This is a genomic window from Oceanicaulis sp. (assembly GCF_965284345.1).
GTDB lineage: Bacteria > Pseudomonadota > Alphaproteobacteria > Caulobacterales > Maricaulaceae > Oceanicaulis > Oceanicaulis alexandrii_A.
In genome coordinates this window covers 804,881-816,971 of the sequence record NZ_OZ260073.1, presented here as the reverse complement: position 1 = coordinate 816,971, position 12,091 = coordinate 804,881, and the positions used below count along the sequence as shown (strand labels likewise).

Below are 12,091 nucleotides of genomic sequence, written 5' to 3'. Positions count from 1 at the left end.
GCTTTGCCCTGAGCCGCCCCAAGAGCGGCCTTCAAGGGGAGTTCAAAGATGTTTCAATCCATGATGACGCCGGTGCTGATGCTGGCGAGCTGGACCCTGGTGATGTGGCTGTGGATGTACGCCACCCGCATTCCCGCGATGCAGAAGGCGGGGATCAAACCCGCCGAGCTGAAGGAAAAGTCCCAGCTCGACGTGTTGCCGCGCTCAGTGCGTCAGGTCGCGGATAATTATAACCACCTTCATGAGCAGCCGGTCGTCTTCTACGCACTGGCGACCTACAGCCATCTGGTCGGTGTGGCGGATCCGCTGAATGTGGGGCTGGCCTGGGCCTATGTGATTCTGCGCGTCGTGCACAGCCTCTTCCAGGCGACGATCAATTTCATCCCCGTCCGGTTCGCGCTCTTCGCCCTGTCAAGCGTGGTCCTGATCGTGATCGCCGTGCGCAATCTGATTGCGGTGATGGTCTAGTCCGGAAGCCGCGCGCCTTCGGGCGTGCGGCCGACGGCCTCGGCGAACAGGCGTGTGATCTGAGGCTCTACGCTCGAGAAATCACCGAACTCATCGGTCTGCGTGTTGATGTTCACCGCAACGGCGATGCCCAGTTCGGGATAGAGGATCAGCCAGCTCATCGCGCCTCGGCTGACCCCGCCATGATGGACGATCCGCACCGGCGCCGCCTCGCCAAACCGGGTCGTGCTTTCCGGGTTCACCCGCCAGCCAAGCGCATAGATTTGCTCGTTCACCTCGCCTGAATTGAGGCGCATGGGTGTCCAGAACTGCTCGCGCGTGGTTTCGGAGATGAACTCCTCATCCAGCCAGGCGCTCGCAACCTGCACCAGATCGATCGAGCGGCCGTAAAGGCCTCCACTGGCCCATCTCTGGCTGACATTGACCTGCCCGCGATTTCGGTACTGTCCTTGCTCGCGGATCAGATAGAACCGGGACACAGTGTCCGGGGCCGCTCCGAAATCGGCGAGGACGGGCGTGTCCAAACCCAGGGGCGTGCGAACGTTTTCTTCTAGCAGAGTCGCATAGTCCTGACCTGACGCCTGTTCTGCGACAAAGGCGGCGAGATTCACATCAAACGAGCTGTAATGAAAATCCTCGCCGGGGGCGAACAGGAGCTCGGAGCCGTCAACCAGGCGTAATCCCGCTTCGATGCTGTCATATTGGCGCACCATGCGCAGGCTGGAGTAAACGCCTGCCCAGTCTGTGTTCTCTTCATACCCTGGGAATCCAGCCGTGTGAGAGAGCAATTGCGCGACCGTCATCGGCGCCCAGTCCGGATTGAGCGGCGCCGGTACGTGTGCGGCGACTGTGTCATCGACATTCAGCACGCCTGCTTCAGTCAGTCTGGCCATCACGGTCGCGGTCATGGCTTTTGACGTGGAGCCAATGCGGAAAACGGTTTGCGGGGTGGCCGGCGTGTTCGCGGCCAGGTCAGCCCAGCCGACGCCTGCCGCCCAGACGAGCTGGCCGTCAATGGCGACGGCTGCCGTTGCGCCAGGAACGCCTTCTTCGCGTCTCATGGCCTCCAGCAGCGCCAGGGCGGGTTCTGAGACATCTGCAAAACGATCATCAAAGACCTCCGCATATTGCGGTGCAGCCTCGTCTGGCAGATCCTTCCATCCCAGTTGGGCGTTGATGCTGACCCAGAGCGCGACGCCCAGAGCCAGCGCGACCGTCATCCCGACCAGGCTGGCCAACAGCAACAAGATGCGCTTCAAGACTTTCATGACACTTCCCATGCGCTTAGGTCGTTTCGGCAGACTTCGAGGTTCACGCAGTGTCTCGAACCTGCGTATCGAACCCATATGATGCTCAAGAGACCATTTTAGACCAATAGGGCCCGCCATGATCACTATTTTCGGACTCAAAAACTGCGATACCTGCAAGAAGGCTGTGAAAGCCCTGCAGGCGAACAGCGTCGCGCATGAGTTTGTAGATATCCGCGCCGAAGCGGATCTGGCGGATCGCGTCCCGGTCTGGCTTGAGGCTGTGGGAGCAAAGGCGCTGATCAATACTCGCTCCACCACCTGGCGCAGCCTCGACGAGGGTCAGCGCGCACGGGCCGATACGGATCCAGCGGCGCTTCTGGTCGAGAATCCGACCCTGATCAAACGCCCGGTCATCGAGACTGGCGACGCGGTGACGGTTGGCTGGTCTGATGCGATCGAGCACGGGCTGACATCACGCTGACGCCAGCCCGCACAGGCTCGATCTCTAGAGTTGGGTTATGCAGCTAATGAGCGCCACCACGCCGCCGCGGGCGTCGTTGACGGTGGATTCAAGCCGCAGATCCTTCTCGGTCCGGGCGATGTGAACCTTGCGTCCGTTGTACATATCCCGGAACAGGGCATCCATGTCGCTCGGAGCCTTGTCCAGCGTCTTGATATTGGTGCCGTTATCTTTGGTGTAAGGCACAGCGAACTGAAGCGCGACCCTGAGATCAGACTTTTCCTTGGACGAAAAGACCATCACGCCTTCTGACCCGCGGAACCCGAAATTACGGTCCGCGAAAAAGACGCCGGCGCATACTGAATTGTCCGGATCGCCTGGCGAGAAGAAGAAGCGCGATTTGAGCTGGACTTTGGGAGAATCCAGATCTCCGGTCTCATTATCCTGCATGAACGATTTCATCTCGCCATGGGCCATGTAGAGATCAGAGCCGCTATCTCCGTCCAGGCCTTTGCGCCAGTTGTTGACGACGAAATTCTGGTCGGTGTTGTTCAGAACAATGCCCAGGATCTTTTTCGGATTTTCAAGCAGCAGGTAAAGCAGGAACGCGACCAGAATAATGACGACGGTCGCGATGGCTGTTTTCATCCCCAGTGAAGTCACGCCGATCTTCACCGCGCCGAGAAGCGCAGAGCCGGCGCGCAGCGCCTTGATGGTGTAGAACGCCATGGGCACGCCCACCGAGACCAGGCCGCCCGAGACGATTTCGATCGCCAGTTGCCCCTCGCTTTTGGCGGCCGACATGTTTTCGAAACGCTTGGTCAGCGTGAAGACGTAATCATAAAGGTCCTGGCCGCGATATGTGGCGATGACTTCGGCATTGTGTTCGGAGACGATGTAGTTGGGTTCGATCTCGACCGCATCTCCGTCCGCTTTGAGCATGGCTTCAAATTCGGGCGCCAGCTCTGACGGCTCCTCATTGCTGTCTTCCTCGGCGCGCGAAACTTGTTCCACCGCCGCTTCGATCAGCATGGCTTGAGCCGTGCGGCGGCGTTCGGAGAGGCTGAGCGCCGGGTTTGTCAGGATCAGGTCGAGCCTGACCCCGTAACGGGCGTTCAAACGCTCGATGACCTGCATGGCGAAGTCTGCCGGTTGCACGTCTCCATGATGTTCGATTTGCATGATTTATCTCCCTGTGCGCGCGTTTTGCGCTATCAGGAGCTGTATAACTTCGGACTTCGAAGCACAATCCAAAAGAGAAAAAATCCCCCTTTGGGTGATTTTTGTGGTGTCAGCTGTGTGAGAGCTGGGCTGCAAATACAAAACATCTTTCCGTCCCCGGGCCAGGGCGCTAAATCCCTAGGCATGAAAAAATCTATCTGTGTGTATTGCGGCTCCAATCCGGGCGCCGCACCCGAATACGCCCAGGCCGCGAAAGCGGTGGGCGTGAAACTGGCTCAAAACGATATTCGTCTTGTCTATGGCGGTGGTCAGGTGGGGCTGATGGGCCTTGTGGCGGACGCCTGCATTGATGCGGGCGGCCAGGTTTACGGGGTCATTCCCGACTTCCTGCATCAAAAAGAGATCGCCCATCCACGCGTGCAGGACATGCACATCGTCACCTCCATGCATGAGCGCAAGCTGAAGATGGCGGACGCGTCTGACGCCTTCATCGCCATGCCCGGCGGCATTGGCACCATGGAAGAATTGTTTGAGGTCTGGACCTGGTCTCAGCTGGGTCGTCATGAAAAGCCGGTCGGCGTGCTCAATGTGAACGGCTATTATGACAAGCTCCTCGAATTCATCGATCACATGACCGAGGAAGGCTTTTTGTTGGGCAAGCATCGCGCCATGCTCATGCGCGGCGAGTCCATTGAAGAGCTACTTGAGCAATTTGAAGCCTTCGAACATCCCGGCATGATCGCCACGCTGGCGGCGGGGCAGGTCTAGGCCCAAGCGAGTTTACAGCCCCACACCCTTTCCAAATCCTCTTGCCGGGCGTAACTGATCAAACATGAGTATTCAGGACGCAAAACTGGACCAGGTCATCGACCGGTTCGATCAGGTCGAGGCGCGCTTGGGCGCCGCCGCTGATCCAGAAGAGATCGTTTCGCTTTCCAAAGAGCACGCCGAACTCAAGACGGTGGCCGAGAAGGCGCGCGAGTTGAAAACCGCGCGTGACAGCCTTGCGGAAGCCGACGCCATCATCGAGGACGGCTCTGACAAGGACATGGTCGAGCTGGCCGAAGAAGAGCGCCAGGATCTCAGAAAGCGCCTGCCGGAACTTGAGCGGGACTTGCAGCTATTGCTGATCCCCAAGGATCGCGATGACGACGCGTCGATCATGATCGAGATTCGCGCCGGCACGGGCGGCGATGAAGCGGCGCTGTTCGCCGGCGATCTGTTCCGCATGTACGAGCGCTACGCCTCCAATCAGGGCTGGAAGGTCGAAGTGGTCGAAGCCAGCGAGGCGGAAGTCGGCGGCTACAAGGAGATCATCGCTTCGGTGAAGGGCAAGGGCGTGTTCGGCAAGATGAAGTTTGAATCCGGCGTCCACCGGGTTCAGCGCGTCCCGGTCACAGAATCGGGCGGTCGCATTCACACCTCCGCCGCGACGGTCGCCGTGCTGCCCGAGCCTGAAAATGTCGAGATCGAGATCAAGGACGAAGATCTGCGCATCGACACCATGCGGGCGTCCGGCGCGGGCGGTCAGCACGTGAACAAGACTGAATCAGCGGTGCGCATGACCCATATTCCTTCGGGCATCGTCGTGGTCAGTTCGGAGAAATCCCAGCACCAGAACCGCGCCATCGCCATGCAGGTGCTCAAGACTCGCCTGTATGAAAAAGAGCGCCGGGAAAAGGACGAGGCCCGCGCCGCAGAGCGCAAAGGTCAGGTGGGGTCGGGCGACCGGTCTGAACGCATCCGCACCTATAACTTCCCCCAGGGGCGGGTCAGCGATCACCGGATCAACCTCACGCTCTACAAGCTCGACGAGATCCTGTCCGGCGACGCCTTGGATGAAGTCATCGACGCGCTGCTCGCTGAAGACCAGGCCGCAAAACTTGCGGCGATGGAAGACGCTTGAACGGGGTGACCCGGGCTGCGCGTTTGCGTTCTGCTGTTGAACGGTTGAGCGCGGCGGGGCTGGAGGATGCAGCCGATGAAGCGCGGCGCCTGCTATTGGCGGCCAGCGATCTGAGTCCGGCGCGCTTGCTCACCGAGATGACGCAGCCCATGCCCTCTGAAGAGCGTGAACAGTTTGACGCGTTCGTGGCCCGTCGCGAACAGCGCGAACCGCTGTCGCACATTCTCGGCGTACAGCCTTTCTGGACGCTGGAGCTGAAAGTCACCCGTGATGTGCTGACCCCGCGTGCGGACACCGAGACGGTGATCGAAGCGGCGCTGGCTGCCTTTCCGGACCGGTCAGCGCCCGTGCGGATGCTCGATATCGCCACGGGGTCTGGCGCTATTATTCTGGCCTTGTTGAGCGAGTTTCCGAACGCTTCGGGACTGGCGACAGATTTGAGTGAAGCGGCTTTGAAGGTCGCAGCGGAGAATGCGGTGCGCACGGCATTGACCGACCGGGTGCGCTTTCAGTCTGGTAATTGGGCGGACGGCGTTTCGGGCGCTTTTGACCTTGTGGTGTCCAACCCGCCCTATATCGCAACGGATGTGCTTGAGACGTTGGAGCCGGAAGTCCGGGTCTTCGAGCCGCGGCTGGCGCTTGACGGCGGCGTGACCGGATTCGGACCCTATCCGCACTTGTTCGCCGAGGCCGCCCGCCTATTAAAGCCGGGCGGGCTGGCTTTGTTCGAGATCGGGTATGATCAAGGCGCCATGGCGCGTCAGGCGGCGCTTGACGCCAGCGCTAAAGAGGTCAGCATCTTGAAGGATTTGGCCGGAAATGACCGGGTTATCAGCCTGAGCTTCCCGCACTGAGCGCATATGCGTGCAGAAAAGTGTTGGAATCTGCCTGCAGCTGCGTCTAGGGTGCGGACAAGTCCAGCGGGTGATGCATGTCGGGGCAGGGGCTGTCCTGACGCGATTACCGAGCGCCCCGCTGACCGATCGGCCCACACGCTATCGATTTCGGACGCAATCTTGATTGCGCTCGCGTCGATAGACGCGAATTTCGCGGTGTCGTGTCGGCCTCAATGGTATCAACAACCCGAAAAGAGATCAGGTTCTTGAACATGAAGCGTCAACGCGGACGAGGGCGAAAGCCCGGATCGCCCAGCAACCGCTCGTATGAGAGCAATGGGCCGGACGTAAAAGTTCGGGGCGCCCCCTCTCATATCTACGACAAATACATGCAGCTTGCCCGCGATGCGTCCTCCGCCGGGGACCGGGTGATGGCTGAAAACTATTATCAGCACGCCGAGCACTATCTGCGGATCGTTCAGGCCAACCAGCCCAAGCGCGATGAGCGCGAGGACAATAACGGCAATCAGGACGACGCAGACGGGGCGGATGAGGCCGCTGAAGGCCAGAACGACGCCGGCTCTGACAACGCGTCAGGCTCCAGCCAGACTGAGGAAGCGCCACGCCAGCGCCGTCCGCGCGGTCGCCGTCGCCGGGACGAGCCGTCCAGCAGCGATGATCCGCTGCAGGTGGTTGATCCTGAAAGCTCTGGTGCTTCATCTTCGACGCCTTCTGAAGAGGGCGATAACCAGCCTTCGACAGAAGAGAAGCCGAAAAAGCGCACCCGCACCCGTCGCCCGAAAGCGGATGTGGACGCCCAGAAAGCGCTCGACGCGGCTGATGGCGAAGGTGAGAAAAGCTCATCCAAGAAGGATGCAGGCGAGGCGGCCTGAGCCCTTCAGATTAGATGCACGAAAAAAGGCTGGAGCGATGCTCCAGCCTTTTTTGTGTTCAGGAGCGATGCTCTGATCAGCCGCGGCGTCCCAGCCGACGCAGGCGACGCCAGAAACGACGGCGCTCGGGGCGGGGCTGGGGTTTGAGGTTCTGGACGAACTCTTCCGCGCAGGACCGCCAGGAGTATTTCTCGGCGTAGGCGCGACAGTCTTCGCGCTTCATGTCCAGCGCTTCCAGACAGGCTGTTTTCAGATCATCATTCACCGATCCTGCCTTGGAGCCTGGAATGATGTCCTTGGGTCCGTTTGCCACATAGGCGGCGACGGGCGTGCCCGTGGCCATGGATTCCAGAATCACCAGCCCGAATGTGTCGGTGAAGCTGGGGAAGACCATGACATCGGCGTCCGCGAAATGGCGCGCCAGTTCGTCGCCTGATTTGTTGCCGGTGAAGACGACCTCAGGATATTTTTTCTTCAGCTCTTCAAGCTGCGGGCCGGGGCCGACGATGACTTTCGTGCCGGGCAGGTCGAGATCAAGGAAGGATTCGATATTCTTCTCGACGGCCACACGGCCGATATAGACGAAGATCGGACCCTGAAGTCCCTCATAGACGCTTTCCCCGCCCATATGGCGCTTGTCAGGGTGGAAGAGTTCCGTATCCACGCCGCGCGCCCAGGGGGTGATGTTGTTGAAGCCGCGCTCGGTCAGCATGTCACGCATGGACGGGGTGGCGACCATCAGCCGATTGCCCGAATTGTGGAAGCGCCGCATGAACCAATAGCCCGCCGAGATCGGAATGAACGGCAAACGCGCATTCACATACTCGGGAAATTTGGTGTGATAACTGGTGGTGAAGGGCAGCTTCCACTTCAGACAGATCGCCCGCGCGGCCTGACCCAGAGAGCCTTCGGTGGCGATGTGAATCGCTTCTGGCTCAAATGCCTTGAACCGGGCTTCCAGATCCTTGCGCGCACCGACCGCCATCTTGATCTCGGGATAGGTCGGCAGGGGGAAGGTCTTGAAGCCGAGGCCGGGGTGAATCACCTCCACCTCATGGCCCATGGCGCGGCATTCTTCCACGGTGCGTGAAAGCGTGCGGACGACGCCGTTGACCTGAGGCTCCCACGCATCGGTGACGAGCAGTATGCGCAGCGGAGCGCTTTCCTCCATGGGACGGATCTCCAGAACCTTGTGTCTCTTCGCGCCGGTTTAGCGTGTTTTAGCCGTTTGTCGAAGGGCTGTCGGCGCCAGACGCTCTGGCTGAGAGGCTTTGGGTGGGGTTTTGGCGGCGTTGTGGAACGATGGCGGCGTCCGGTCGTTGGTGATGTGAGTAAGCCTTGTCTGCGTGAACGCAGCGCAGCGCGGGCAGAGGCTGAAATCATCAAAGGAGGACGTGTCTGCAGGAGGCGATCCGCCAAAAAATCAGACTTTGCAGATTTCGCGATGAGAGCGGGGCGTCATTCCATTGTATACACGTCGAGATAAATAGATTTTTAAAACTATACAAAGACTTGCGAACTGATTGAAATAGAAAATTTCGATTGCGAGGCGTGGCTGGTTCAAGATTGCTGCCATTAAAATCTGCGGCGAAGTAAAGCTCAGGGTTCAAGGGCGACCTTTGCTCTGTAATTGAAAATACTAAAATCAACTTATATGTTTTCAGCTCAAAATAAATTCTATTCAATCATGCTGCGGTGCGACGTTGTGCGGACTTGTACTGACTTCTAATAGCGGGACTTGAATTCTATGTCTTGAGCAAGCATTGTCATGGGTGACAGGGCCGGATGCGCCGGCCGCTCTGGGTTCGAGAGGGTTTCGACCATGCGTGATTGGACAGACGTGAATATCGATTGGGACGTTTTGGACGGCGAGAAATTCGCTGATGAACGTCAGGCGACCCGCCTGCTGGATGATGCTGTGGGCCTCAGCCCGCAGGCGCGCCAGGCGGCGGGTGACGCAGCGATCGATCTGGTCGAGCGCGCTCGCGCCACCCGCCATGGCGGCGGGTTGATGGAAAGCTTCCTGCAGGAATTCGGTCTCAGCAATAAAGAAGGTCTGGCGCTGATGTGCCTCGCCGAAGCTTTGTTGCGTGTGCCGGACGCAGAGACCGCTGACGCGTTGATCGCAGAAAAGATCGGATCGGGGTCCTGGGTCGAGCACGCGTGGAAGTCTGATAACTGGCTGGTCAACGCCTCCACCCTGGGGCTGATGATGACCGGCTCCATCCTGAAGGTGGACAAAGGCGCGCAGAAAAATCCTGGCGAGTACTTCAAGCAGATGGCCAGCCGCCTTGGTGAGCCGGTCATCCGCACCGCCACCCGGCGCGCCATGCGCATTTTGGGCGAGCAATTCGTTCTGGGCCGCACCATTGAAGGCGCGATCAAGCGCGGACGCGGCTGGAAAACCTATGGCGCGGTGAAGCCTTTGTTCAGCTTTGACATGCTGGGTGAGGGCGCGCGCACGGATGCCGACGCGCAGCGCTATCAAAAGAAATATCTCGACGCCATCCAGGCCGTCGCCGCCAAGCGCCAGACGGGCGGCGTCGAAGATGTGGACGGTGTGAGCGTCAAGCTGACGGCGCTGCATCCGCGCTATCTTGCGGTCAAGCAAGACCAGGTGATGGACGAGCTCTACCCGCGGGCGCTGGAGCTGGCGCAAGCCGCGAAAGCCGCCGATCTGGGTTTCAGCCTGGATGCGGAAGAGAGCGATCGTCTGGTCATTCAGCTGAAGATTTTCGACAAGCTTGCGCGTGATCCGTCCCTGGCGGGCTGGGATGGCCTCGGCATCGTGATTCAGGCCTATCAAAAGCGCGCGTCTGCGGTGCTGCAGAAACTGATCGAGCTGGGCCAGGATTGCGGTCGCCGGTTCATGGTGCGCCTGGTGAAAGGCGCATATTGGGACACCGAGATCAAATTCGCCCAGATGAACGGCCAGCCCGATTTCCCGGTCTGGACCACCAAGCCGGCGACGGATCTCAATTATCTGGCCTGCGCGCGCGTGATGCTGGCTGCGCCCGACGCCATTTTCCCACAATTCGCCACGCATAATGCGCACACTTTGTGCGCGGTGCGTCAGATCGCGGCCGAGACCGGCAATCCGCCTTATGAATTCCAGCGCCTGCACGGCATGGGCGAGCCGCTTTACGCCGCCGCCGCCGAGGCGTTCCCCGATCTGGGCGCCGTGCGCGTTTATGCGCCCGTAGGCAGTCATGAAGACCTGTTGCCCTATCTGGTGCGGCGCCTGTTGGAGAACGGAGCGAACACCTCGTTCGTTCATGCGTTCCTGGATGAAGACGTGCCCGCCGCAGACGTGGCCAGCGGCCCGTTCAAGGCCGCCCCGACCCTGGACCGGCATCCCTTCATCTCCATTCCGCCCAAGCTCTATGGTCCCGCGCGCCTGAACTCCAAAGGGATGGACCTGACGCAGTCGGCGGTGCGTGAGCGTCTGGCGGACGCACAAGCGGCGTTTGACGCCAATGCGCCCTATCCCTGCGGGCCGATCATCAATGGCGAGGCGCTGACCGATTGGGGCGCGCCGATGACGAGCCCCGCTGATGAGGGCTTTCAGGTCGCCACCTTGCATGAATCCACCGAAGATGATGTGGAGCGCGCCTATAAAGCCGCGCGAGACGCCCAGCCGGGCTGGAACGCCAAGGGCGGTCCGGCGCGCGCGAAAATCCTGCGCGACATGGCCGACAGCCTCGAAGCGAACACCGACCGCTTGCTCGCCCTGATGGCGCGGGAAACCGGCAAGACTTTGCTGGACGGCGTGGCGGAAGTGCGCGAGGCCGTGGACTTCCTGCGCTATTACGCTGTCGAGGCGGAGACCAAGTTCGGCGAGCCGGTGCGACTGCCTGGACCTGCAGGCGAGACCAACCATCTGGGCCTGGGCGGGCGCGGCGTCTTTGTGTGCATCAGCCCATGGAACTTCCCGCTGGCGATTTTCACCGGTCAGGTGGCGGCGGCTCTGGCGGCGGGCAATAGCGTGCTGGCCAAGCCTGCAGAACAAAGCCCGCTGATCGCGTTTGAAGCGGTCAAACTCTATCTCGAAGCCGGATTGCCTGAAGGCGTGCTGCATCTGATTCCCGGTGACGGGAAAATTGGCGCGGCGCTGACCGGACTGCCGGGTGTGGACGGCGTCGCGTTCACCGGCTCCACCGACGTGGCGCGAATCATCAACCGGACGCTGGCGGCCAAAGACGGCCCGATCGTGCCGCTGATCGCCGAGACGGGCGGCTTGAACGGCCTGTTCGTTGATACGTCCGCTCTGCATGAGCAAGTGATCGATGATGCGATTCTCTCCGCCTTCGGCTCGGCCGGGCAGCGCTGTTCGGCTTTACGCCTGCTGCTGATTCCCGACGAGATCGGCGATCATCTGATCGAGGGTCTGAAGGGCGCGATGGATATGCTCAAGCTGGGTGATCCGGCGGACGCGTCCACGGATATCGGCCCGGTGATCGACGCAGACGCCTATGCCATGCTCGAAAGCCATGTGGAGCGTATGGCCTCCGAGGCCAAAGTGCTGCACCGCGCGCCGCTGAGCGATGAGCTGGCGGCCAAAGGGCGATTCTTCTCGCCGGCCCTGGTGGAAATCACCTCAATGGATCAGCTGACCGATGAGAAGTTCGGCCCGATCATGCATGTGCTGCGCTACAAGCGGTCAGAGCTTGAGACCGTGGCGCGTCAGCTCGCAGACAAGGGCTATGGGCTGACTTTGGGCGTGCACAGCCGCCTGGATCGATTCGCTGAGCGGGTGCGCGCGATCGTGCCGGCGGGCAACTGCTATGTGAATCGCAACATCACCGGTGCGGTGGTGGGCGTGCAGCCCTTTGGCGGCGAAGGCTTGTCAGGTACGGGTCCCAAGGCGGGCGGCCCCCACTATATCTACCGGTTCGCATCCGAGCATACGGTCACCATTAACGTGGCGGCGCAGGGCGGCGATCCCGAACTTCTGTCTCTGGGTTAACCCGACCGCCAATAGGGGCATCGGCGCTCTCGCCAGATATCCACAAGAAACCGCATTTATCCCCGGGCCCGGACTCCTTAACGAGTCCGGGCCCGGAGCGTTTTCTGGTAGGACTTTGTTTACGAAAAAA

At 60.4% G+C, this 12,091-nt stretch carries 10 protein-coding genes; 7 read left to right on the top strand and 3 right to left on the bottom strand.

Annotated features, from left to right (window positions below; genetic code table 11):
* Nucleotides 1-48 precede the first annotated feature (48 nt).
* Nucleotides 49-468, top strand: a complete 420-nt coding sequence (locus ACQ66J_RS04085) for an MAPEG family protein (protein WP_375548353.1) — start codon at nt 49-51, stop codon at nt 466-468.
* On the opposite strand, the gene ACQ66J_RS04080 is transcribed toward ACQ66J_RS04085, so the two are convergent.
* A complete protein-coding gene (locus tag ACQ66J_RS04080; RefSeq protein ID WP_430430593.1) occupies nt 465-1,736 on the bottom strand; it encodes a serine hydrolase domain-containing protein in 1,272 nt (423 codons plus the stop codon). The genes ACQ66J_RS04085 and ACQ66J_RS04080 overlap by 4 nt on opposite strands.
* Nucleotides 1,737-1,854: 118 nt before the next feature.
* Here ACQ66J_RS04080 and ACQ66J_RS04075 point away from each other — a divergent pair, with 118 nt between their 5' ends.
* Nucleotides 1,855-2,199, top strand: coding sequence for an ArsC/Spx/MgsR family protein (locus tag ACQ66J_RS04075; RefSeq protein ID WP_430430592.1), 345 nt, complete (start codon nt 1,855-1,857; stop codon nt 2,197-2,199).
* 24 nt (nt 2,200-2,223) lie between these two features.
* Here the strand turns inward: ACQ66J_RS04075 and ACQ66J_RS04070 are convergent, their stop codons facing one another.
* Complete coding sequence (locus ACQ66J_RS04070; RefSeq protein ID WP_430430591.1) at nt 2,224-3,360, bottom strand: hypothetical protein; 1,137 nt, start codon at nt 3,358-3,360, stop codon at nt 2,224-2,226.
* A 183-nt stretch (nt 3,361-3,543) separates the two neighbouring features.
* Between ACQ66J_RS04070 and ACQ66J_RS04065 the strand changes: the two genes are divergently transcribed.
* The 4 genes from ACQ66J_RS04065 to ACQ66J_RS04050 all read left to right on the top strand — a co-directional run bounded on the left by ACQ66J_RS04065 (nt 3,544) and on the right by ACQ66J_RS04050 (nt 6,995).
* A complete protein-coding gene (locus ACQ66J_RS04065; RefSeq protein WP_430430590.1) occupies nt 3,544-4,128 on the top strand; it encodes a TIGR00730 family Rossman fold protein in 585 nt (194 codons plus the stop codon).
* Nucleotides 4,129-4,192: 64 nt separating this feature from the next.
* Nucleotides 4,193-5,266, top strand: coding sequence for a peptide chain release factor 1 (gene prfA / locus ACQ66J_RS04060; RefSeq protein WP_375548358.1), 1,074 nt, complete (start codon nt 4,193-4,195; stop codon nt 5,264-5,266).
* A gap of 23 nt (nt 5,267-5,289) precedes the next feature.
* Entirely contained in the window at nt 5,290-6,120 is an 831-nt protein-coding gene (gene prmC, locus ACQ66J_RS04055) for a peptide chain release factor N(5)-glutamine methyltransferase (protein ID WP_430430589.1), read from the top strand.
* A gap of 215 nt (nt 6,121-6,335) precedes the next feature.
* Nucleotides 6,336-6,995, top strand: coding sequence for a DUF4167 domain-containing protein (locus tag ACQ66J_RS04050; RefSeq protein WP_430430588.1), 660 nt, complete (start codon nt 6,336-6,338; stop codon nt 6,993-6,995).
* A gap of 76 nt (nt 6,996-7,071) precedes the next feature.
* Here ACQ66J_RS04050 and ACQ66J_RS04045 read toward each other — a convergent pair whose 3' ends face one another.
* A complete protein-coding gene (locus ACQ66J_RS04045; RefSeq protein WP_430432225.1) occupies nt 7,072-8,148 on the bottom strand; it encodes a glycosyltransferase family 4 protein in 1,077 nt (358 codons plus the stop codon).
* Nucleotides 8,149-8,817: 669 nt separating this feature from the next.
* Between ACQ66J_RS04045 and putA the strand changes: the two genes are divergently transcribed.
* Nucleotides 8,818-11,961: a bifunctional proline dehydrogenase/L-glutamate gamma-semialdehyde dehydrogenase PutA gene (gene putA, locus ACQ66J_RS04040; protein ID WP_430430587.1), complete on the top strand. Its 3,144-nt coding sequence runs from the start codon at nt 8,818-8,820 to the stop codon at nt 11,959-11,961.
* Nucleotides 11,962-12,091 lie beyond the last annotated feature (130 nt).